We start from the raw sequence: 24,129 nt of genomic DNA on the forward strand, positions 1-24,129 counted from the left end.
GTGAAGAAAAATAACTGGGCACGTTTAATCGTGATGGTAGTAGTGATTGCACTTGTAGCTTCAGGCTGTAAATCTGGAGGCGGCGAGGGAAGTAAAGATGGAAGTGTAAGCATTCAATTCTGGTCTGCGCCGAACCCGACGCAGCAGGCGTTTTGGAAAGAGATGGCGGATGAATACATGAAGGAAAACGATAAAGTCACCATTAAAGTAACACCAATGCCTGAGAGCCCGTCGTCAGAAGCAGGTATCCAGTCGGCGATTGCTGCGGGTAATGCGCCGACGATTTCTGAAAATATCTCCCGTGGGTTTGCTGCTCAATTAGCTGCGTCGAGTGCGATTGTGCCGCTTGAAGAGTTCGATGGCTATGATGAATTAATCAAAGATCGGAAAATGACCGACACCATTTCCACATGGAAATTTGCTGACGGCAGCCAGTACGTGCTGCCTATTTACACAAACGCAATGCTGTTCAGCTGGCGAATGGATATTCTTAAAGAACTTGGATATGAAGAACCTCCGAAGACGTACAGTGAAGTCCTTGAAGTGGGAGAAAAATTAAAAGAAAAGCATCCGGATAAATTCCTCTGGGCCCGTGCTGATCTAGTTAAGCCTACGTGGTGGGCTAGATGGTTTGATTTCTTCATGCTTTATAACGCCGCGTCTTCAGGCAATAATTTCGTCGAGGGCAGCAAATTTATTGCTGACGATCAAGCGGGTATCGACACATTATCATTTATGAGTGATTTAAGTAACAAAGACCTGCTGTTAACCCGGGAAGCGACCGATCCGTTCGAAACCGGTCAATCGATCATGATGGATTTAGGTCCGTGGACCTTTACTTACTGGGCCGATAAGTTTCCGGAAATGAAGTATGGCGAGACTTATGAGCTTTCTATGCCGCCAGTACCTGATGATATGAATCCTGAGAACGCAAAAACCTTTGCCGATACAAAAGGGCTGTCCATTTACGCTTCGGCAACAAAAGAAGAGCAGCAGGCCGCGTTTGATTTTGTTAAATGGGTCTATTCAAATCCTGAAAATGATTTGAAGTGGCTGAAGGACACTAGTCTTCCACCTGCACGTGACGATTTGTCCAGTAATGACACCTTTACCGCTTATTTCGAGGAAAACCCTCAATTAGTGAAATTTGCTAAAAATATTCCAAATGCTGTACCTCCGATTGATAATGAAAAGACGGTAGAAATTCAAGAAGCGATTGGAAAACAGGCGGTTAATCCTGTAGTTAAAGGAGATAAAGATCCGGAAGCTGCATGGAAGGACATGAAGGATGCTATTGACGGGGTGTTGAAGTAAATGAATAGAGAAAATGCGAGGCTGGGGTGGCTGTTTGCCAGCCCCTACCTCATCTATACAGCAATTTTCTTTTTATTTCCGTTATTATGGGCGACTTATTTAGCTTTTACGAACTGGAATTTAATTGCGCCGGATTATGATTTTGTAGGCGTTCAGAACTTTATTGAAGCTTTTTTCAGTAAAAGTGTTAGAGCCGCTTTTTTTGTCACGTATAAATTTTTAGTGATGTTCGTGCCTATTGTCATTGCGGGTGCCTTGTTTCTTGCCGTCATAATTCATGCACTGCCTAAATTTAAAGGGCTGTTTTCTGTGGCCTTCTTCCTGCCTTACTTGGCATCAGGAGTAGCGTCAGCGATTGTCGTGAATGGAGTGCTGTCTTACAACAGTCCGTTAAACATCTGGCTCAGAGGGACATTTGGCCTGGATATCGACTGGCTCGGCTCCACCATTCTTGCTCCATTAATCATTGCATTAATGATGGCATGGAAATTCGCAGGCTACTATGCACTTTTGTTTGTAGCCGGACTTGAGAGCATTCCTAAGGAAATTTATGAAGCGGCGGCCATCGATGGAGCCGTGGGCTGGAAACGGTTTTGGCACGTGACGATTCCGATGCTGTACCCATCTTTTTATACGGTCTCCATCTTAGCCGTGGGGTTAATGTTTGGGATTTTTACGGAACCTTATGTATTAACCGGCGGGGGACCGGAACTATCCACCCATACGTGGCAGCTGGAGATCTATAATCAAGCCTTTCAACAGCTGAATGCGGGTTATGGAACGGCGATCGCGGTCATCAATTCTGTCGTCACGTTCGGATCCATTCTAGTGTTCCGTAAAATTCTCGAGAAGTGGGGGGCAAAACATGGCTGGGAATAGAACGTTCAAATTAACGCTGCTGTATATTTTAGCCTCTGTCGTCTTGGTTATCATGGTTGCTCCTTACGTGTATATGGTGCTCGGATCTCTTGCCCCCTGGGATCAAGTGGATCGGAAAATCATTCCTACAGAACTTACGCTGAAATCGTATAAATGGCTGTTTTTTGGCGGCGAAGGAGTGCTGGCACGACCGTGGCTGCGGGCGTTATTTAATAGTGTCTTTGTTACGCTGACTTCCACGATTTTAATGATGGCGACGGCCATTCTTGTCGGTTATTCATTAGCGAAATTAAGATTTAAAGGCAGCCGGTTTATCAACAACGTAATTTTATTTCAAATGTTTTATCCGGCCATCATTCTGCTCATCCCTCTGTTTTTAATCATTCGTTATTTTGGGATGTACGACACGTATTGGGCGATGATTCTGCCGAAAGCAGTAAATTTGTGGGCGATCTTTATGTACACGAATTTCTTCCGCAGTCTCCCTGATGAACTGCTTGAGGCAGCAAAGATGGATGGAGCCAGCCAGTTTAAAATTGTCTGGAGGGTCGTCCTGCCGATGTCCCGTTCGATTACCACTATTATCTTCCTGTTTTTATTTATGGAACGCTGGGTGGAGCTCTTATGGGATATGCTTGTCGTCAACAGCGAGAATATGCTCACATTAAACGTGCTGCTCGCGCAGATGTTTGGCCCTTATGGAGGTTACCCAGGTCCGATGTATGCAGCTTCCGTTCTGCTGACGATGCCTATTCTGATTCTGTTTATTATCTTTAGTAAAAACTTTAAGGATGGCATGCAGTTTGTCCTGAAGTGATCGTTCAAGGTGCCGAGCCTCAAGGCTGGGTGCCTTTTTTCATTTTAGTCGTGTAACATTTACGAGGAGGTAGAGGTATGAATTTATCAGAAGGCTGGAAGCTGCACGATGTTGAGGAAGGAAAGGTCAGCGATTTGACAGTAGCGGATCCCGATTATATTGACCATTACTGGATGAAAGCAGAAGTTCCGGGTGACGTCCACTCCACATTGCTCGCTCGTAACTTGATTGAAGATCCGTTCTTTGGACACAACGACCTTAAATGTAAATGGGTGGAGGATAAAACGTGGTGGTACAGAAAAGAATTTATCTTTTTTAGAAAAGATCACCCGGGCACACGGCAGCAGTTGACCTTTGAAGGTTTGGACACTTTTGCCACGATTTATGTCAATGGAGTCGAACTTGGATCAACGGAAAATATGTTTATCGCTCATCACTTTGATGTCACCCGTGAGCTCAGGGAAGGCAGAAACGTCATCGCTGTCAAATTTGCCTCGGTTGCCGAACGAGTCAAAGAAAAAGAAAAAAACTACTGGGCCGGATTTGGCAAGGATAGAATATGGACGAGAAAAGCCCAATACCATTTCGGCTGGGACTGGGGTCCGCAAATCGTCACCTGTGGAATATGGAGAGACGTCTTACTAGAAACAAAACAGGAGGCGGAAATCGAAAATGTCTATGCAAGAACGAGAGAAGCTTCTAAAGAAGCGGCAACCATCCAAGTGGACGTGGTTACAAGCAGGCTGGCCGATGTGAACGAGGAGCTTTCGCTCACGGTGTTAGTAAAAGGCAAGGAAAAGACAGATTCCTATACCGTTGAGGCAGGAAGGGACGGCAGGACTACGGTCCAGTTAGACGTCGCAAATCCTGAATTATGGTGGACGCATGACCTTGGCGACCCGTTTTTATATGAGCTTGAAGTCCTCCTGGCCAAGGATGACGCAGTGCTTGACCATTACAATTGCACTTTCGGCATTCGGGAGCTTGAGCTGAAACAAAAAGATGATGAAGGCAATGAGCGGTTTACTTTTGTATTAAACGGTGTAGAACTGTTTGCGAAAGGGGCCAATTGGATTCCGGTAGACAGCTTTCCTGGATCAGTGCCAGATTCACGGTATAATCATCTAATCGGACTTGCGAAAGAAGCCAATATGAATATGCTGCGCGTCTGGGGCGGGGGATCTACGAGAAGGATATCTTCTATGAAGAATGCAGCCGGCACGGCCTATTAGTCTGGCAGGATTTTATGTTTGCCTGCGCGTTATATCCGGATTACAACAAAAACTTCATGAATAACGTAAGAGAAGAAGCAGAAGCGGTCATCACGAAGCTGAGAAACCACCCGTGCTTAGCGTTATGGTGCGGCAATAATGAAAATGACTGGCTGTATGAAGTGGAATACGCCTCAGGCCGGATCGACACTCCTTTTTACGGGGAAAAAATTTATCATCAATTGCTGCCAGAGCTGTTAAGTAAGCTGGATCCGAACCGCTTTTACTGGCCGAGCAGCCCGTATGGCGGCAACGATCATGATTCTGAAGAAATAGGAGACCGGCATAACTGGCAGGTGTGGCACGGGAACATTGAACCGAGGAAATTCGGTGAGCCGGCCACGCAGAATTACAGCGTCGAGGGCGTTTCTTTTAAAAACTATAAACAGGATTTTACGCTGTTCAGCAGTGAGTTTGGCATGCATGCCTCCGCGAATGCTTTCACTTTAAAAAAATACCTTCCCGCGGGAGAGTTTTATTGGGGAAGCGCGGAAATGGCTTATAGGAATAAGGACGATCATCATCACAAAGGTTTGCTGCTCATGGAAGGATATACAGGAATACCGCAATCGATCAACGAATACATCGATTACTCGATGCTGACACAGGCGGAAGGGCTGAAGCTCGCTGTGGAGCATTACCGCAGGCAAAAGCCTGTAACGAGCGGAGCGCTCATCTGGCAGCTCAACGATTGCTGGCCGGGAACAAGCTGGTCGATGATCGATTATGAGCTGCTCCCGAAGGCTTCATACTACTACAGCAAAAAATTCTTTGCACCAAAGCACCTGAACTTAGACGTGGCACCCGGTGGAACGATTACCCTTTGGGTTTTGAACGATTTGATTGCCGAGTGGAAGGATGTGGTTGTGCTGGAAAGCTATTCTTTTCAAGGGGAAAGGATATGCAGGAAAGAAATCCCGTTCGAACTCGGAGCAAATCAAACACTCAAGCTGGCAGAGTTTGCGGAAGCAGACGTTTTGAATGGCTGTCTCCCGGAGGAAATAGTCGTCTGCGTGAGCAGTTCATCCGGCGCATGTGACAAAAATCTCTATTATTTAAAGGATCAGAAAGACTTAGTCCTCCCGCCGACCGTCCTATCCGTCACAAGGGTACATGAAAAAAATGAAATTCATATTTCGACGGACGGTCTGGCAAGGTTCGTTAAGCTTATTCCTTATGACAAATCCATCATTACCTCCGACAACTTTTTTGATCTCCTCCCGGGAGAAACAAAAAAGGTTTCGGTGAAACAACTGGATGATGCCGGTATGGATTTAGATCAAATAGAGGTAACTTGCTTAAACAAACAATAAACCTTTCCGAAAAGGGGATAGCTGCGAAAACTTTAAGGCTTAGACTAGTCGAAGAAGATCATAATCCGTCACGTTACATTAGGCGCTTTTATGTTTCCGTCACGCTTAATTACTTGCATTTGTCTTTGTCCATCCATTTGCACAAGCAGGACATCATTAAGTGTTGTCACAGTGAAAGCCTTCAACTGAGACATCAGCCAAGCTTCATTCTGGTTCAAAAAAGCAAGGTTTTCGTGAATGATTTTCCCGTCAATAACGAGTGGGAAGCTTAGGGAGACGGAACTCGGCGGAAGGTGGATATCGCTTGGCTGCAAGGGTCTGGCCTGGGATTTAGGTACGACAGAGAGTTTCCCGTTTGGTTCAATGATCGCAAATTGAACGTCAGCAATATTTTGGTATCCTTGAAGTCTTAATTCTGAGAGCAGCAAAGGAATGTTCATGCGGGCATTTTTTAATGATTTTTCTACAATGCTGCCATTGGCGACTACAATCACAGGGAGGGAATCGATATTATAAAAAAATTTCTTCAAAGAAATGAAGCCGAGCAGGATAGTCGAGATAGTCAGCGTAATGACTCCTATTGTCGATTTGGAAGGAATTTTATAGACCAATGGTTCGGCAGCGACTGTAGTGATCAGCATAATAGCTGCCAGGTCGTACGACGTCATATTGGAAATGGATTTTTTTCCGATCAGACGAATGGCCGTCCAAGTCACAATTAACATAAACACACAGCGGGTGATATAAGCAGTGGCTTCCATCATGATCTCCTTATGGCTCCGGGGTGATTTGATTCATATTTTCCCAGAGGTCTTGAGAAATCTCCGTATAGGTAAGCACTTTCTCAGCATCGTGGGCTTGACTGCCGGCAGCGACGTGCTCAAGAGCTTCCTCAAATAATGTATAGTCGTTCTCCCCGTAATTCAAGGCTATAATGCCTCTGTAATGCTCCCAATCCTTTTTTAATTCTTCAGCCGTTAATTTTGCTTCCGCCCATTGTTCGTGATTTGCTGCTGCTTTCATTTTTTCAATATTCGCTTCGATCCCAATGTGGTCCCATACGAGTTGTTTGATTAGGAAATAACAAACAAACGTTGTTAAAATAAAGAAGATCAGCAGGTAATCAATCGTTTTAGTTTTCATGGCGCATCCTCCAGAGATGTAACTACCTGTTATTCTTGCCATAGCCTGATTAATTAAAACGTGCGAGAATCCGCTTGAAGGAGAGAGGAGTGAGGGAAATGTTTGATCTTTCATTATTTCAATGGATAATGGTCCTTATTTGTACTATTTTCATAGGATTTACGAAAACAGGGCTTTCCAGTTTGGGTATTCTCGTTGTAACGATTCTGATGTACATATTTCCTGCTAAAGCATCGGTTGGTATATTACTTCCTATGTTAATTGTCGGAGACTTGTTTGCGGTTACCTACTTTCGGAAAAGTGTCGTTTGGAGGTATTTGCTTTCGCTGCTTCCTTGGGTATTAATCGGGATTGTGGCCGGCTATTTTGTGTTGGATCAAGTGAACAGTGAACAGCTGAAGCCGATGATTGGAGCGCTGGTGCTTGCTTTAATTATTCTGCATTTCAGCAGGGAACGTCTTGGGGAAAAGTTTAATGAAATGCTTCCAGATTCGATATGGTTTACTTCGTTAATGGGAATTCTCGCCGGATTTACAACGATGATTGGCAATGCGGCCGGCGGTGTGATGGCGATTTACTTAATTGTGAAAGGACTGCCTAAGCAGGAGTTTGTTGGGACAGGCGCGTGGTTCTTCCTGTTCGTCAATCTTATTAAAGTTCCGTTCTACATCTATTTAGGGTTGATTACTACGGAGACGATTTCTTTTAATTTGTGGTTGATTCCTACGATTTTAATAGGAGCACTGATTGGGGTTAAAGTGCTTAAGCTTCTCCCGCAGCGCACGTTCCAGATGCTGGTGCTTGCATTTGCGGCCATCGGAGCGATACGGTTGTTATTTGTGTAAAGAGCAAGTCCTCAGGCTGTTGAAAAAGTCTCACCTTGATTAGTAGGGAGGGGGCAGGGAAACGCTCGCTTTCCGCAGGCGACGGCGAGCTTCCTCGGTCATACGACCGCCGTGATCTCGCCCTGTCTCTTCCTCCTGCAGGAGTCTCCCATTTCCCCCTTCACTTTATGAGAATTTATTCCATTTTTATCCACATAATATAAGTTTTGTTGAAGTTTGGTAAAGAAACCATTGCAGCATGAAATGACTAGCTAATAATGGCTTTAACCAACAAGGGGCGGTCCGAGATCTCGCAGTGCGTTTTTCTCGAGGGAGCTGTTTTATTAAAGCTGTTCGATTAAATTCGGCACGCCCTTGTGTCGTGAAAGGCTGTGGAAAACGAAGGGATATTTGCCCGAGGGGCATAAAAGACCAACTTATTGAAAAAACTTGAGGTCTCTCTACAAGCTGAGGGCTTGCTTTTAATAAGCAAGCCCTTTCGTTTATGGTCATATTATCGGCGGTCGCCTCCGAGTAAATCAAACAGCCCTCCGGCAATACTGCCTTCACCTTTTGAGCCGCCTTCCTTCGGCATGGCAGCAAACACACGGCTGGCCAGTCGGCTGAATGGAAGAGACTGAATCCAAACCGTTCCCGGTCCTCGTAAAGTGGCATAGAAAAGTCCTTCTCCGCCAAATAAAGCGGTTTTAACTTTTCCTACATATTCAATGTTATAGTCTACACCGCCGGTCATTGCGACGAGGCAGCCCGTGTCGACCCGGAGCATTTCCCCAGGGGATAATACACGTTTGTGCATCGTGCCTCCCGCATGGACAAACCCCATGCCGTCACCCTCCAGCTTTTGCATAATGAAGCCTTCTCCTCCGAAGAATCCCGTGCCGATTTTGCGTTGAAACTCTATGCCAATGGAAACGCCTTTAGCGGCAGCCAGGAAAGCATCCTTTTGGCAGATCAATTTCCCATCGAGTTCACTTAAATCCATAGGGATAATTTTCCCTGGGTACGGAGAAGCAAAAGCTACATGTTTCTTTCCTTGCCCAACGTTTGTAAATGCTGTCATGAACAGACTTTCTCCAGTAATCACGCGTCGCCCTGCTCCGAATAATTTCCCCATGAGTCCGTTGCCATCGCTGTCAGATCCATCACCGAATATCGTTTCCATTTCCACCTGGTCATCCATCATCATTAAGCTGCCTGCTTCTGCGATTACGGTTTCTTCAGGATCAAGCTCCACTTCAACGAATTGCATGTCATCCCCATAAAGCTTGTAATCAATCTCGTGATTATTCATCTCTCCAGCTTCCTTTCTCAATTAGGGTTCTTAACTGCCTTTAGCTCTTGACGAGTATGTATTTCGATGTCTTTCAGCATAAGTCCTGCTAATGAGAATGAAAGAAAATACCGAAGGACAGCTAAATATTGACTTTATCGATCGGGCTGAATGGTCGCTCAGGAAATACATTCCGCTTTTCGCGGGCGGCGGGTGAGTCTGCTCGTGCTTTTGCACCGGGGTCTCACCGACCCTTCCTCCCGTAGAAGACTCCGGGTATTTCCTACGCTGGAATGGTTAATCCACTTCTATAACACTCTTCGTTTTTATCAACGTGGACAGCTGCACACACAAGCGAGGACCACACGTCCTGGGCCAACATCGAAATGGCCGGCGTTCTGAAGACCTGAGGGAAGTGAAACAAGCTGTCGGAACGGATATTCTTCCATTTTCTAAATCAATTGTCGAAAGGAATGAATAGGAACTGAATAAGAATAACCATAAAAAACCCGAACGATGGGGAAATCTTATCTTGAAAAATTTCCCCATCGTTCGGGTAATAGGATGGCTGAGCCATTTTTGTGCCCGCCACTATAATAATTAACGACGAATCGTTCCTGGCTCGTGGGCTTCTTCTTTTTCTTCAGAAGAAGTCGTCAGTTCTTCTTTAGCTTCTGCTGTTTTATCTCCTACTTCTTTTAGATCTTCTTTCACATCCTGAGCAGTGGACAGCATATCTTGGGAGTCGTCTTTAATGGTTTGTGCCTGCTGCTTTAATTCTTTGCCTTCATTATCTATGATTTCCTGAACCGTGGAGAATACATCTTTAATCACAGTTGCTGTGCGGCGCACGCGGTCAAGAACTTCATCTTTCTTACCGGAAGGGTCTTCCTTTACCTCTGACGTATACTGGGAGACCGTGTCTTTCGTTTGCGAAGTTTTCTGTTTTAACCTTCTGCGTTCTTGAGGGTCTTTAATTAGAATAAAAGCGCCTCCGATGACTGCACCTGCAAGAATGGCTAACGGCAGTTTTTTCTTTCCTTTTTTTGTTTGTGCGGTTTGATTTTGTGTCATTTTCCTGCTCCTTTCATGACCAGCCTGCATTACTTTGCAGCCGTCACGTATTTTTTTTTATTTCTGCTTGTAGTTTTTTCTTCATTAAGTCCCACTTCTCGTAGTTTGCTTTTCCAGCTTCGTAAAGACGGTTCCTCTTGTGGTGCAGGACTTGCGTGCCTTTCATTACAGACTTTCGAGCGGGTTGCCAAACCATGCTTGTCAAAATTCCAGAGGTAAATCCCAGAAAGGATTCACGGTTGAATCTACTCATGATTGTTACTTCCTGATGCTGCTTCCTGGAAAGCTGGTTCAGCAGGAGTTTTTTCTATCGGCTTTCCTGCTTCTTTCAAGGCCTTTTTCTTCTGGGAAAGATAATACGTAAGCGCAATCGCTCCATAAATTCCGCGCCAGCCTTCTTCGTTGATTTTCCTTTCTCCTTCATGGGTACTCTTCTTCACAGATTTGCTCATGTCAAGCATGGAAGACGTAAGCTTTCTTGAAGATTCTCCAATATCACCAACAATATAGAAAAGCGGGCTCAATGTGCTGATTTTTTCATTTAGATCAGCGAGCGTGTCATTACTCGTATGGAGAATGTTCGTCGTTTGGCTCATAATGCCATCCATCTGGTCAGGAAGGCGCTGAACCGTCTTGTTTACTCCACCTAAAACGCCGGCTAAATTGTTTAGGGCGCGGATAAGAAAAATAGAGACAATGGCAAAAGCTATTCCGATGATGAGTACTCCAATACCTAAATAGTCCATAGGTTCCAACTCCTTTACTGTTTATTTTTACGTGATTTGAATTTTAAGTAGAGTTCCATAGCGGCGTCTCCCCAACGAATGGCCTTGGCTACTTGATCATCCGTTTTGCCGGAAGCGGCTGCTACGCTTTCTGCCATTCCTTGAAGGGAATGATTCACGTTTCCCATCGAGGTGCCCATGGTCTGAAGAGATTCAAATAGGGGGTTAAGAGCGTCGCTTTTGTGCTGGACATCCTCTGCTAAAGCGTTGGTTTTTTTCATTAATTGTTCAGATTCCGTTGTAATTCCGTCTACTTTACTTTCCATTTTTTCTAATGTTGTTGAAACACTTGCAAGCGTATTAGAGGCTGCTTTTAATGTGATGGCAACAAATATGGCAATGAAAGCAAAAGCAAGAGCAATGATGAGTAAGCTGATCGATACTAATGACATGGCCATAGACCTCCTCTCGTTATTTATTATGGAATACCACAACGCAAGGGGAATGAAACTAGGTAACAAGTAACCGTGCACATTCGTAAGGTTAAAACCAGCGAAAAAGGGGATATATTACCAAAAAGCTTGCTTAAGTGAGGAGGAGAACGATGAAAAAACTAAAGCAGTATGCAAAAGAAGTCGGAGCTGAATTTCAGAAAGATAACATTCCTATCTTAGGAGCGGCACAGGCGTACCATTATTTACTTGCGATTGTTCCTTTACTCATTCTGCTTCTTTCCATTCTGCCTTATTTAAATATCGATCCTGAAACAGCCATGGATTTTATGAAGAAACTGCTTCCAGGTGATACGGCTGAAGTATTCAGGGAAAATATTTTAAGCATTATTAACAAACCTAAGGGCGGGCTGCTTACGATCGGGATTGTAGGGACGGTCTGGTCGGCTTCCAACGGAATGAACGCGTTTATCCAGGCGGTCAATGTCACGTATAATGTGGATGAAACAAGGTCGTTTATCCGAGTTCGGTTATTGTCCATCGCGCTCACACTTGGAATGATCATCTCCATAGTTGTCGCTCTTGTGCTGCCCATATTCGGCGGAGTACTGACGAACTTCCTGGACTCTGCCTTATCGCTTCATGGTAATACGGTTGTGCTGTTTCAAGTGCTTAGGTGGGTGATTAGTATCGTTGTTATGGCTCTGATACTCATGGCTCTCTATCATTTTGCGCCGAACAAAACCCATCCTTTTTCTCACATTGTTCCTGGTGCACTGATTACTGCGGCTTTATGGCAGATCATTTCGCTTGCCTTCTCTTTTTACATCGCTAATTTTGCTAATTACTCAGCGACTTACGGAAGTTTGGGGGGACTGATCATTTTAATGCTTTGGTTTTTCTTAACCGGTATTATTCTTATGGTTGGAGCAGAGATTAACGTCGTTTATCATCGAAGAAAAACCGAGAGGGAAAGGGAAGTTGCTTAACTATCATTTGAAAAAATTATTAATAAATAGAGTTTTAGGGTTAAAAATAGTTTCTTACTCCCACATCCCGTCAATAAATTATAAAAGGGTAAATCATTCGATTCACAAACTACGGAAACATACAAGATATGGTTTTTAGGTAAAAAACGGGTTTTGGCGATTGAAAATCGGGGGACTTTCTTTATAGAGAATCTCCTGTTTTTTTTATTTAATTTTGTAAGCGCTTTATTAAAATGCTATATGTAAAGTTACACTTTTTTTAGCAATATTAACAAAACTTTCTATAAATCGACAAAAATTTCAGAAAAATAATTGTAAAACTCAATTGTCAAAGGTTACAGAAAAATTTATGATAGTTGTAAGCAGTGATAAATAAGGTTTTTTATAGTTTTTAATAAAGTGAAACTATTAGTGAAGAGGAGGATTGGATTCATGTTGGAGCATACGTCTTTAGAAGAGCATGACGTTTATTTATTTCATCAAGGTAACCTTCGATACAGCTACCAGCTTTTAGGTTCTCATTTGGAAACGTATGATGGCCAGTCAGGCGTACGCTTTGCCGTTTGGGCACCAAATGCTGTCCAAGTTAGTGTAGTAGGTGATTTCAATCAATGGGACGGCCGTGAAAATCCGATGACCAAAATGAATGATAATGGGATCTGGCACGCGTTTATTCCAGATTTGGAAAGAGGTACGATTTATAAATATGAAATTTTAACTCCCCATGGCCACTTGCAGTTGAAGGCGGATCCGTATGCATTCTCCAGCGAGCTTCGCCCCAATACAGCTTCGGTTGTCTATCCTCTCCGTGAATATAAGTGGAATGATGAAGAATGGATGAAAAAACGCCAGGCAACCAACATCTATGAATCTCCCATGTCGATTTATGAAATTCATTTAGGATCATGGAAATACATTGAACCGGAAGTCTTCTATACATATCGTGAATATGCCGATATGGTCATTCCTTATGTGAAGGAGCTTGGCTATACGCATATCGAACTTCTTCCTTTAACGGAGCACCCCTTCGACCGTTCCTGGGGGTATCAGGCTACAGGCTACTTCTCCGTTACTTCCCGGTATGGTACACCTGATGACTTCCGGTATTTTGTAGACCAATGCCACCAAAACGGTCTCGGAGTCATTCTGGACTGGGTGCCGGGACATTTCTGTAAAGATTCCCACGGCTTAAGACGGTTTGATGGCGAACCTGTCTATGAATATGCGAATCCAAGCAAAGCGGAAAAAACCCAATGGGGAACGCTGACCTTTGATTTTGATAGAAATGAGGTTCAAAGTTTTCTTATTTCCAACGCCATTTACTGGCTGAAAGAATACCACTTGGATGGTCTCCGCGTAGACGCTGTAGCCAGTATGCTCTATTTAGATTTTGGTAAGGAAGAAGGAGCATGGGAATTAAATGAATACGGCGGAAGAGAAAATATTGAAGCTGTTTCTTTTATTAAAAGAATGAACGAAGCGATTTTCGAAGAAGCTCCTAACGTCCTCATGATGGCAGAAGAATCCACGTCATGGCCACTGGTCAGTGCTCCAACGTACATTGGCGGTCTTGGCTTTAATTATAAATGGAATATGGGCTGGATGAACGACATGCTGAAGTACATGGAAATGGATCCAATCCATAGAAAATACCACCATAATTTGATTACTTTTTCTTTAATGTATGCCTACTCTGAAAATTTTGTATTACCGATTTCCCATGATGAAGTCGTTCATGGCAAGAAATCGTTACTCAATAAGATGCCGGGCGATTACTGGCAGAAATTTGCTAATCTTCGGTTATTTTTAGCTTATATGTATGCTCATCCGGGCAAAAAACTTCTATTTATGGGAGGTGAATTTGGACAATTCGATGAATGGAAGGACTTGGAGGATTTGGACTGGGAATTGCTAGAGTATGAGTCTCATGCCTCAACTTTATCCTACGTAAAACAGCTTCACCAAGTATATCAAGACTTACCAGCCTTATGGGAGCTTGATCATAAAGAGGAAGGCTTTTTCTGGATAGATGCCAATAACTTTGAGCAGAGCATTATATCCTTTGTGCGAAACAGCCGATCATCCAACGATCAGATTGTGGTCGTATGTAATTTCACTCCAGTTGTCTATCACGATTACAAGATAGGCGTTCCCAGGCATGGGTGCTATCAGGAGATTTTTTCAAGTGATGCTGAAGACTTCGGAGGTTCAGGGCAGACCAATGGGTTACCGCTCCAAACGACACCTGAACCGTGGCAGGGCCAGGACCAACATATAACAATGACCATTCCCCCATTAGCTGTAAGCTTCTTAAAGAGATCATCATCAACAAAGGAGGATAAATCATGAAAAATAAAGAATGCGTTGCCATGCTGCTAGCAGGCGGCCAAGGAACAAGGTTGAAGTCGCTGACAAAAAGAATTGCCAAGCCTGCCGTCTTTTTTGGCGGGAAGTATCGGATCATTGATTTTCCCCTGAGTAATTGTACAAATTCTGGAATTGATACGGTAGGGGTTTTAACACAATATGAACCCCTTATCCTTAATAATTATATAGGTATCGGATCCTCCTGGGATCTGGATCGTAAATATGGCGGAGTTTCTGTTCTCCCGCCGCATATGCAGTCTGAAGGCGGCGGGTGGTACACAGGAACCGCTAACGCTATTTATAGGAACATTAAGTTTTTAACTCAGTTTGAGCCGGAGCATGTGCTCGTGCTTTCTGGCGACCATATTTATAAAATGGATTACAGTGCGATGCTTGACTACCATAAAGGCAGTGGAGCCGATGCCACGATCTCCGTTATAGAAGTACCTTGGGAAGAAGCAAGCCGCTTTGGCATTATGAATACAGACGATACAGGGCGGATTAATGAGTTTGACGAAAAACCTGCGGAACCGAAAAGTAACCTTGCTTCCATGGGGGTTTATATATTCAAGTGGGATGTACTTAAACAATATCTTATCGAAGATAATGAAAATGAAGAGTCTTCTCATGACTTTGGTAAAGATATTATTCCAGCTCTTCTCTATGATTATAAGAAGCTGATGGCTTACACATTTGAAGGCTACTGGAAGGATGTCGGTACAGTAGACAGCCTGTGGGCAGCCAATATGGATCTATTAAAAGACGAACCGGAATTAAATCTGAACGACCATTCCTGGAGGATTTATTCAAAGAATCCCAACCAGCCGGCCCAGTATATTTCTTCATGCGCTACCGTGAAAAACGCATTAATTAACGAAGGATGCAGAATATATGGAACCGTCGATACGTCGATCATCTTCTATGGAGTACAGGCAGGGGAGGGCAGTGTCGTCAAAGATTCAGTGATTATGCCGGAAGTGAAAATCGGCAGGAATGTAAAAATCAACCGGGCAATAATTGCGAAAGGAAGCGTCATTGAAGACAATGCTGTCATCGGAGATCCTTCTCCTGGCAGTGAAATCACTCTGGTTGCGGATGAAGGAAGCGTAATGGCTTCCAGTTATGCTACTAATAGATAGGAGGGATCCCATGGACAGACTGGCGGGAATTATTAATTTAGATCACGAGCAGGACGTGTTGGATGAACTGACTTATTTCAGATGCGGTGCTGCTGTCCCATTTGCTGCACGCTACCGGATGATTGACTTTGCCATTTCCAACTTGACTAATTCAAGAATCGAATCGATCGCAGTGTTTGCGCGCAGGAAGTATCGTTCCCTTATGGATCATCTTGAGCAAGGAAAAGCGTGGGATTTAGACCGTAAACGAGGGGGGCTGTTTATCCTTCCTCCAGACTGGAATGATCCAACGGACATCTCCAGAGGGGACCTTCAGCATTTCCACAATAATATTGACTTTATAAATCGAACACTGGCTGATTATATCGTAATTTGTGGTTCTCAAAATATTTATAACATCGATTATCGAGATGCTCTAGAAGCACACAAGCAGTCGAAAGCGGATGTTACTTTGATTTACAAAAATGTGGAAGAGCTTTATCCGGAATATGCAAGATCCCACAAACTTGATGTCGATGAAAACGGAAGGGTCACAGGCATTCATAACGATTTGCAAAACCAGAATGTTTATATGGATGCTTATATCGTGGAAAAGAACCTGCTGTATGAGTTGATTGAGCAATGCATTGCCCATGGATGCTCACACTTTTTCTTCGATGGAATCAAAGGAAAATTAAATGAATTAAATATATGCGCTTATGAGTATAAGGGACAGCTTTCGCTCATAAACTCGATTGAAAGCTATTACCGAAACAGTACCAACCTGCTTAATGAACAGTTTCATGATGAAATTTTCCAGGAGGCTTCTCCTGTTTTTACGAAGATAAAAGACGAAGCACCATCAAAATATTCACTTGATTCCAACGTCACGAATTCTCTTGTTGCCAATGGGTGTGATATTGAAGGACACGTAGAAGACAGCATCCTCTTTCGTGGGGTAAAGATTGGCAAAGGGGCCGTTGTTAAGAATTCGATTATTATGCAGCGCTGCGAAGTAGAAGGCAATGCCGTTCTCGAAAACGTCATTTTGGACAAGAATTGCACGATCTCTTATGGCCGCACGTTAATTGGTGCTCCAGAGAAGCCGTTTGTCGTAGCAAAACAGAAGACCATGTAAAACAAACACGAAGAGGACTGTCTGAAGACATCATTCTGGCAGTCTTTTTCTTTTAATAAATCGTGATCGTTTGAACAATTAATAAGGAGTGGAGATGAATGAACGTTCTAATGATAGGATCAGAGTGCTCGCCTTTTATTAAAACAGGAGGATTGGCCGATGTTCTGGGATCGCTTCCTCAAGCCTTGCAGGAACAGGGGCAGGAGGTAAGAGTAGTCCTTCCCAAATATCAGGAGATGAAAGAAGAATGGAAACAGCAGCTGACCCTGTTGACGACGTTGAACGTTCAGCTTAACTGGCGGAACCAATATGCCGGGGTTGAATATATAGAATATGACGGTATAACCTATTATTTCATTGATAACGAATATTATTTTAAACGGTCGAATCTTTATGGATATGGAGATGAAGCAGAAAGGTTCATATTCTTTAACCGTGCGGTTCTGGAAATGGTCAAGGAGCTTGATTGGAAGCCTGACGTACTGCACTGCCACGACTGGCATGCGGCTCTCGTCCCTTTATACTTAAAAACTCATTATAAAGATGTGGAAGAACTCGCAGGTATGAAAACGGTCTTTACGATTCATAATTTAAAATATCAAGGCGTATTTCCTGATTCTGTGCTTCATGATTTAATGGATTTCGATGAAACTATGAAAACAGAAGAAAGTTTAGAGTTCTTTGGAAACATTAATTTTATGAAAGCAGCTTTGAATTATTCAGATTTTATTACAACGGTTAGTGAAACCTATGCAAATGAGATTCAAACCCCCTATTATGGGGAAAACCTAGATGGAGTGCTGCGAAGGCGTACGGATGAACTAGTTGGGATAGTGAATGGAATTAACGACAAAGAGTATGATCCGATGAAAGACGAGGCGCTTGCTTTCCCTTACCGCAGCTCTTTAATTAAAAAGCGTCAAAACAAAATGTGGCTCCAGCAAGAACTGGGATTGCCTATTAATAAGGACATCCCGGTCATCGGTATCGTTTCAAGACTCGTAGAACAAAAAGGATTTGACTTAATCGGACGAATCATCGATGAGCTTTTATATCATGAGGATTTGCAAATCGTCCTGCTAGGCACCGGCGAGTACCATTATGAACAAATGCTGCAGTGGGCACAGGACCGCCATCCTGAGAAGATGTCGACCAACATCACTTTTTCTGATCGGCTTTCCAGACAAATTTATGCGGGCAGTGATCTATTCCTTATGCCTTCCCGTTTTGAGCCTTGTGGAATCGGCCAGCTGATTGCGCTTCGCTATCTATCAGCACCGATTGTCCGCGAAACAGGCGGCCTTGCGGATACGGTTCATTCCTATGATTTAGAGACGGGAGAAGGAAATGGATTCACGTTTACGAATTATAACGCTCACGATATGCTGTTTACGATTAGAAGAGCACTGGAAATCTATCAGGACAAAGCGGCATGGCAGCAGCTCGTTAAAAACATGGTGAAGAGTCAATTTTCCTGGAAGCTTTCTGCCGCCCAGTACTTGGAGTTGTATGAAACGATGTTTGAGTAGAGGAGCCTGATTGGAGGAAGCTGTATGTTCAGCGATAAAGAAGATTTTAAACAGGCGTTTTGTGAGAAGCTCGAAACAGAGCTTGGTAAAAAAGTAGACATAGCGACCGATCTCGATGCTTTTAGAGCTTTAGGATCGCTGTTACGGGATAAACTCAGTAAAGAATGGCTTCAAACGAATCTCCGTTATGAGAAGGCTCAGGAAAAACAAGTCTACTACTTTTCTATGGAATTTCTCATGGGTCGTTTATTAGGGAATAATCTTCTGAATATGCAAATTCTATCCATCGTAAAGGAAGGTCTCTTCGATTTAGGACTTGAGCTTAAGAGTCTTGAAGAAAAAGAGGAAGATCCAGGACTTGGCAATGGCGGCCTCGGCCGTCTGGCTGCCTGTTTTCTTGATTCTTTAGCTTCTCTCGGTTATGCAGGCCACGGATTTGGTATGCGCTACCGCTATGGGATGTTTGACCAGCACTTCATCGACGGCTATCAAGTAGAGCTTCCTGATCACTGGCTGTCAAAGGGATTCGTCTGGGAAGTGAAGCGGCCGGAGGAAGCTGTAGAAGTAAGGTACGGGGGTCAGGTTCAAGCAGTAAAAGATGAAGAAGGGAATTTGAGTTTCAAACATACGGATTATGAAAAAGTGAACGCCGTCCCTTATGACGTGCCTGTTGTCGGTTATAACAATGAGACAGTGAATACGTTAAGGCTTTGGTCGGCTGAAGCCACTGAAGAAGACACGCTGCTCAGGGCGTTCAACCATCAGCAAAAACCAAGCAATTTTCTGGCTCACAAACGATCTTTGGAAGCCATCAGTGAGTTCCTATATCCCGATGATTCCACTGAGGAAGGGAAAAGACTCCGGTTAAAGCAGGAATACTTCCTCGTTTCAGCTGGAGTTCAAAGCGCAGTGAAAAACTTTGAACGGTTAAACCTGCCATGGTCCTCATTTTCTGACCAAGTCGCCCTGCACATTAATGACACGCACCCTGCCCTGGTCATCCCGGAGTTAATGAGAATCTTAATGGATGATAAACAGCTGGGGTGGGAGGAAGCGTGGGAGATCACCCAATCTTCTGTTTCCTACACCAACCATACCACTTTAAGTGAAGCACTGGAAACATGGCCGGTTAACCTTGTACGATCCCTTCTGCCTAGAATCTTTATGATCATTGATGAAATCAACGAACGGTTTTGCAAAATGCTTTGGAAACAGGACCCTGGCAATTTTGACAGGATTGCAAGCCTTGCAATCGTTGCGGATGGCCAAGTAAAAATGGCTCATTTATCAATTGTAGGCAGCTATAGTGTGAATGGGGTGGCGAAGCTTCACACGGAAATTTTAAAGAAACGGGAAATGAAGATTTATTATGATACATTTCCAGAGAAGTTCAACAACAAGACAAATGGCATTACGCATCGCCGCTGGCTCATGCACGCGAATCCGGCTTTAGCTGATTTAATTACTGAAACGATTGGAGAACAGTGGGTGGATGATCCCGCCAGGCTGTCTGAATTACTCAAAGAAAAAGAGGATCCGGCTTTGCTGACGGAGTTAGGGAAAATTAAGCAGCAGAACAAAATGAACCTTGCCCACTATGTAAATGAAAGAGCCGGCATCACAATTGATCCGAATTCCATTTTTGATGTCCATATCAAACGACTACATGGGTATAAACGCCAGTTGTTAAATGCACTTCATATTATGTATCTCTATACTAAGCTTAAGGCGGAACCAGCGTTTGATATGGTGCCGAGGACCTTTATCTTTGGAGCAAAGGCGGCTCCAAGCTATTACTTCGCCAAAAAAGTGATCAAACTGATTAACACGATTGCGAATGTTGTCAATCATGATCCGGACGTGAAGGACAAAATAAAAGTCGTTTTTCTTGAAAACTACTCCGTTTCATTAGCTGAGAAGATCATTCCCGCAACGAATGTAAGTGAACAAATTTCGACAGCCAGCAAAGAGGCTTCGGGAACAGGAAATATGAAACTGATGATGAATGGAGCAGTAACCATAGGTACGCTGGATGGTGCCAATGTCGAAATTTACGAACGTGTTGGTAACGATAACATTTATTTGTTCGGTCTCGAATCGGAAGAAGTGCTTGAATATTACCGGAATGGTGCCTACTCTTCCAAGGAAATTTATGAATCCGATGAACGTGTGAGAAATACTCTTGATCAGCTTGTCCGCTACAGCCCGTTTTCACGAGGAGAAACAGAGTTTCAGGATATCTTTGACTCGCTCGTTCACTATAATGACGAATACTTTGTTTTGAAGGATTTTGTAAGCTATATGAAAGCCCAGCAGCTCGTCAGCCAGGACTTCCGGCTCCAAAAACTTTGGAATAAAAAAAGCTTAGTCAACATTGCTCAATCCGGCCATTTTTCAAGCGATCGGACCATTCAGGAGTATGCTTCCGATATTTGGGAGATCGCGCCGGTCCATACGTTGCTGTAACTGCTTGGAAAGGGAGGAGTTAATGTGAAACAGCAGGATATTTACCACAATAGTTTTGACCTTAAATATAGAGAGCCTTTCGGTGCGGCACCGAAGGGCTCAAACGTCTTCCTAACGATTGACATTCATCATCAATACCAAGTTTCACGTGTCGTTCTCCACTATATTTTCGATTCTGTAGATGAAGAGCATACAAAAGAAATGGATTTATACAGTGAGGAACACCAGCATCACTCTTTTGAAACGACCATTACCGTCCCGGAAGAACCTCAGCTCGTCTGGTACTATTTTGAAATTAACACAGAAGAAGCTACTTATTATTATGGTAGGGAAAATATTGAAGAAAGCGGAGAGGGACTGATTTACTCCCAGGTTCCGCCTTCCTGGCAGATCACCGTGTACGACGATGAGTATAAAACGCCCAAGTGGTGGAAGCACGCGACGATGTACCAGATTTTTCCCGACCGCTTCCACGTTTCTGGAGAACCTGATTTGGAAAAAGCCCCAAAAACAAGCTTAATGCATACCCACTGGGAAAATGATCCTGTCTACGTGCGAAATGCACGAGGAGAGGTGATCCGCTGGGATTTCTTTGGCGGAACACTGCAGGGGATCATTGATAAATTGGATTATATCGAGTCTCTCGGGACGACCGTTATTTACTTAAATCCAATTTTTGAAGCGGAAAGCAATCACCGGTATGATACTGGTGATTATCATAAAATTGACTGCCTGCTTGGAACGAAAGAGGATTTTGAAAAACTGATCGAGGAGGCAGAAAGCAGGGGCATGGAAATCATGCTTGACGGTGTATTCAGCCATACAGGAAGTAACAGCATTTACTTCAACCAAAAAGGGGAATACGATTCCTTAGGGGCATACCAGTCCAAAGAATCTCCGTATTACCCATGGTACACCTTTTACAACTATCCTGATGATTATGAAGCGTGGTGGGGCGTAGGTACGCTTCCGACTTTAAATAAATCCGAACAAAGCTACCTCGATTTTCTCATTCATGAAGAGAACAGTGTGATTAAGTATTGGCAAAAAGCTGGAATGAAACATTGGCGGCTTGATGTAGCGGATGAATTGACTGATGATTTAATCAGCCAGTTAAATCAGCAGTTAAAGAAAGTCGACGAATCCAGTGTCCTGCTCGGGGAAGTGTGGGAGGATGCTTCCAACAAAAGTGCCTATGGGACGAGGAGAAAATACTTTCTTGGCGGCGTATTGGATTCAGTCATGAATTATCCATTGCGTCAGCTCATGCTTGGTTTTATTAAGAATGAACTCGATGCCTATTATATTGAGCGCCGGCTTTTGACCTTAAGTGAACATTATCCTGCCCAGTACTTTTATGCCCTTATGAATATGCTTTCCAGCCACGATGTGGAGCGGGTGAAAACACTGCTGAACGATTATCTGCCTGATGATCTATCTCTTGAAGAACGGGAAGAAATCGTCAAAGAACAGATGAAAGGATTGAGTTTGTGGCTGTACACGTTCCCAGGAATTCCTTCTTTATACTATGGGGATGAGGCAGGGGTGACAGGGGGAGCAGATCCTGATAACCGCAAGCCTTATCCTTGGGGAAAGGAAGATAAGGAGCTTTTATCGTGGTATAAAAAACTGGGAAAATGGAGGAAAAAGCATCCTGCATTACGAACGGGAGCTTGGAAATCCCACGCTCTGCATAAAGATGTGTATGGATTTGAAAGGTCGATCGAAAACGAGGCGGATGAGTTTGGCGAGAAAATGAAAGATGACCATCTGTTGTTTTTGATTAATCGGAACTATAGAGAAAAAAGAGAGGTTTCTTTACCGCTCCGCCAAGGAAAATGGCAGCATATGCGCAGTAAAGAAATCATCAAGGTGACCGAAGGAACTTTTTCACTGACGCTTCAGCCAGGGGAAAGTTTACTGCTTCGCCACATGCACTGACCAGCCAGCTCACTTAGGCTGGTTTTTCCTTTAGAGAGGATCGTTGATAAAATGGTTTAAATGGCTGCTTTAGTGCTCTATAATGTGAAACAACGAAGTGAAGGAGATGCTTATGAACTCATATACTCAGCAGTTTATCGAAGAATTCAAACAGGAAAACCAAAACCAGGGAAGGCTGCTGATCAGCTGTCCTGATCAGCCTGGAATTGTGGCGTCAGTTTCCAATTTTCTCTATGAACACGACGCAAATATCATAGAATCCAGCCAGTACACGACAGACCCGGATAAGGGAACCTTCTTCATGCGGATCGAATTCCGAGCGGATCACCTGAAAGCTAAGGAAACTCACATCAGCGAGGCGTTTAAAGAAGTGGCCCGAAAATTTTCAATGAAGTGGAAGCTTTCGTGTGTATGTGATTTGAAAAAAACGGCGATCTTTGTTTCAAAAGAACTGCATTGTTTACGCGAGTTGTTGTGGGAGTGGCAGAGTGGTGATTTAATGACCGATATCGCCCTTGTCATCAGCAACCACGAAGAGGGCCGGGAGATCGTGGAGTCATTTAATCTCCCTTTTTACTACATTCCTGCAAACAAGGAAATCAGGAAGGAAGTCGAACAGCAGCAGCTTGACCTATTGGACCAATATGACGTTGATTTAATCATTCTGGCTCGTTATATGCAAATTCTTACACCAGACTTTGTAGCGGCGCATCCGCATCGTATCATTAATATTCACCATTCGTTCCTGCCTGCTTTTGTAGGCGCCAGCCCTCATAAACGGGCTTATGAACGCGGTGTGAAATTAATCGGAGCTACTTCTCATTATGTAACGAATGACTTGGATGAAGGACCGATTATTGAACAGGATATCATGCGCGTCGACCACAGGGATCATGTGACGGACCTCAAGAAAATTGGCAGGTCGATCGAGCGGAGCGTCCTTGCCCGGGCAATGAAATGGGACCTGGAAGACCGGATTATTGTGCATGAAAATAAAACCATTGTATTCTAGAGAGTGAAGCACGATATAAGGAAAAGGAGTGAAGAAAATGGGATTCCTAGACGGATTAATGGGCAATGCAAGTGAAGTGAACCGTGAAAAAGTGGAACGTGAGCTGGAGGATATTCTCGTTCCTGGAGAGGATTTTCAAAGCGGCTATAAAGTGCTTAGAGACTTGTTCATTTTTACTAACAAGCGATTGATCTTAATTGATAAGCAGGGGATGACAGGAAAAAAGGTCGATTATCATTCCATCCCGTATAAAAGCATCACTCATTTTCGTGTGGAAACAGCAGGAAGCTTTGATCTTGATTCAGAGCTGAAGATTTGGATTTCCGGTACGAGTGAACCGATCGGAAAAACGTTCAAAAAAGACAGTCCTATTCATGAGGTGCAGCAGACCTTAGCTGGATATGTTTTATCATAACCGTTCAACTTGTAGGAAACCTCTGGGTTTTCTACAAGTTTTTAATTTGTA

Annotated in this window: 20 protein-coding genes and 1 pseudogene; 14 read left to right on the forward strand and 7 right to left on the reverse strand. The window is 43.7% G+C overall.

The features are described from left to right. The 4 genes and pseudogenes from MUN89_RS03360 (at position 1) to MUN89_RS22065 (ending at position 5,594) form a co-directional block, all read left to right on the forward strand. Entirely contained in the window at positions 1-1,314 is a 1,314-nt protein-coding gene (locus MUN89_RS03360) for an extracellular solute-binding protein (protein ID WP_244711401.1), read from the forward strand. After that, positions 1,315-2,193 carry a carbohydrate ABC transporter permease gene (locus tag MUN89_RS03365; protein ID WP_244711403.1) on the forward strand — a complete coding sequence of 293 codons (879 nt, stop codon included), beginning with the start codon at positions 1,315-1,317 and terminating at the stop codon, positions 2,191-2,193. After that, positions 2,180-3,010 (forward strand): carbohydrate ABC transporter permease, encoded by an 831-nt coding sequence (locus tag MUN89_RS03370; RefSeq protein ID WP_244711405.1) that lies wholly within the window; start codon positions 2,180-2,182, stop codon positions 3,008-3,010. Before MUN89_RS03365 ends, MUN89_RS03370 begins: the two co-directional genes overlap by 14 nt. 77 nt (positions 3,011-3,087) lie before the next feature. After that, positions 3,088-5,594, forward strand: a pseudogene (locus MUN89_RS22065) (beta-mannosidase). A gap of 68 nt (positions 5,595-5,662) precedes the next feature. Here the strand turns inward: MUN89_RS22065 and MUN89_RS03385 are convergent. Beyond that, entirely contained in the window at positions 5,663-6,358 is a 696-nt protein-coding gene (locus tag MUN89_RS03385) for a DUF421 domain-containing protein (protein WP_244711410.1), read from the reverse strand. Positions 6,359-6,365: 7 nt separating this feature from the next. After that, entirely contained in the window at positions 6,366-6,737 is a 372-nt protein-coding gene (locus tag MUN89_RS03390; RefSeq protein WP_244711412.1) for a hypothetical protein, read from the reverse strand. A gap of 98 nt (positions 6,738-6,835) precedes the next feature. Here MUN89_RS03390 and MUN89_RS03395 point away from each other — a divergent pair, with 98 nt between their 5' ends. Then, complete coding sequence (locus MUN89_RS03395) at positions 6,836-7,582, forward strand: sulfite exporter TauE/SafE family protein (protein WP_244711414.1); 747 nt, start codon at positions 6,836-6,838, stop codon at positions 7,580-7,582. Between the two features lie 493 nt (positions 7,583-8,075). On the opposite strand, the gene MUN89_RS03400 is transcribed toward MUN89_RS03395, so the two are convergent. The 5 genes from MUN89_RS03400 to MUN89_RS03420 form a co-directional block, all read right to left on the reverse strand. Beyond that, positions 8,076-8,873: a TIGR00266 family protein gene (locus MUN89_RS03400; protein WP_244711416.1), complete on the reverse strand. Its 798-nt coding sequence runs from the start codon at positions 8,871-8,873 to the stop codon at positions 8,076-8,078. 579 nt (positions 8,874-9,452) lie between these two features. Then, the gene (locus MUN89_RS03405; RefSeq protein WP_244711418.1) at positions 9,453-9,926 is read right to left on the reverse strand and encodes a hypothetical protein; all 474 of its coding nucleotides are present in this window, start codon (positions 9,924-9,926) and stop codon (positions 9,453-9,455) included. A gap of 43 nt (positions 9,927-9,969) precedes the next feature. Continuing rightward, on the reverse strand, positions 9,970-10,179 hold the full coding sequence (locus tag MUN89_RS03410) for a hypothetical protein (RefSeq protein ID WP_244711419.1): 210 nt from the start codon (positions 10,177-10,179) through the stop codon (positions 9,970-9,972). Continuing rightward, on the reverse strand, positions 10,172-10,672 hold the full coding sequence (locus MUN89_RS03415) for a DUF948 domain-containing protein (RefSeq protein WP_244711421.1): 501 nt from the start codon (positions 10,670-10,672) through the stop codon (positions 10,172-10,174). The genes MUN89_RS03410 and MUN89_RS03415 overlap by 8 nt, the downstream gene beginning before the upstream one ends. Positions 10,673-10,686: 14 nt before the next feature. Then, the gene (locus MUN89_RS03420; RefSeq protein ID WP_244711423.1) at positions 10,687-11,103 is read right to left on the reverse strand and encodes a DUF948 domain-containing protein; all 417 of its coding nucleotides are present in this window, start codon (positions 11,101-11,103) and stop codon (positions 10,687-10,689) included. Between the two features lie 152 nt (positions 11,104-11,255). Between MUN89_RS03420 and MUN89_RS03425 the strand changes: the two genes are divergently transcribed. From MUN89_RS03425 to MUN89_RS03465, 9 genes are all read left to right on the forward strand, one after another. After that, positions 11,256-12,092, forward strand: a complete 837-nt coding sequence (locus tag MUN89_RS03425) for a YihY/virulence factor BrkB family protein (protein ID WP_244711425.1) — start codon at positions 11,256-11,258, stop codon at positions 12,090-12,092. A 432-nt stretch (positions 12,093-12,524) separates the two neighbouring features. After that, positions 12,525-14,441, forward strand: coding sequence for a 1,4-alpha-glucan branching protein GlgB (gene glgB, locus MUN89_RS03430; protein ID WP_244711427.1), 1,917 nt, complete (start codon positions 12,525-12,527; stop codon positions 14,439-14,441). Further along, positions 14,438-15,598, forward strand: a complete 1,161-nt coding sequence (locus MUN89_RS03435) for a glucose-1-phosphate adenylyltransferase (RefSeq protein ID WP_305852439.1) — start codon at positions 14,438-14,440, stop codon at positions 15,596-15,598. The genes glgB and MUN89_RS03435 overlap by 4 nt, the downstream gene beginning before the upstream one ends. Positions 15,599-15,608: 10 nt before the next feature. After that, the gene (gene glgD, locus MUN89_RS03440; RefSeq protein ID WP_244711429.1) at positions 15,609-16,715 is read left to right on the forward strand and encodes a glucose-1-phosphate adenylyltransferase subunit GlgD; all 1,107 of its coding nucleotides are present in this window, start codon (positions 15,609-15,611) and stop codon (positions 16,713-16,715) included. Positions 16,716-16,813: 98 nt separating this feature from the next. Then, positions 16,814-18,244, forward strand: coding sequence for a glycogen synthase GlgA (glgA, locus tag MUN89_RS03445; protein WP_244711431.1), 1,431 nt, complete (start codon positions 16,814-16,816; stop codon positions 18,242-18,244). 24 nt (positions 18,245-18,268) lie between these two features. After that, positions 18,269-20,710, forward strand: a complete 2,442-nt coding sequence (locus MUN89_RS03450) for a glycogen/starch/alpha-glucan phosphorylase (protein ID WP_244711433.1) — start codon at positions 18,269-18,271, stop codon at positions 20,708-20,710. Positions 20,711-20,734: 24 nt separating this feature from the next. Beyond that, entirely contained in the window at positions 20,735-22,651 is a 1,917-nt protein-coding gene (locus MUN89_RS03455; RefSeq protein WP_244711434.1) for a glycoside hydrolase family 13 protein, read from the forward strand. Between the two features lie 112 nt (positions 22,652-22,763). Next, positions 22,764-23,663 (forward strand): formyltetrahydrofolate deformylase, encoded by a 900-nt coding sequence (gene purU, locus MUN89_RS03460; protein ID WP_244711436.1) that lies wholly within the window; start codon positions 22,764-22,766, stop codon positions 23,661-23,663. 37 nt (positions 23,664-23,700) lie between these two features. Then, positions 23,701-24,078: a PH domain-containing protein gene (locus tag MUN89_RS03465; protein WP_244711438.1), complete on the forward strand. Its 378-nt coding sequence runs from the start codon at positions 23,701-23,703 to the stop codon at positions 24,076-24,078. Positions 24,079-24,129 lie beyond the last annotated feature (51 nt).

The sequence above is a fragment of the Halobacillus salinarum genome (genome assembly GCF_022919095.1).
GTDB classification, from domain to species: Bacteria; Bacillota; Bacilli; order Bacillales; family Halobacillaceae; genus Halobacillus_B; species Halobacillus_B salinarum.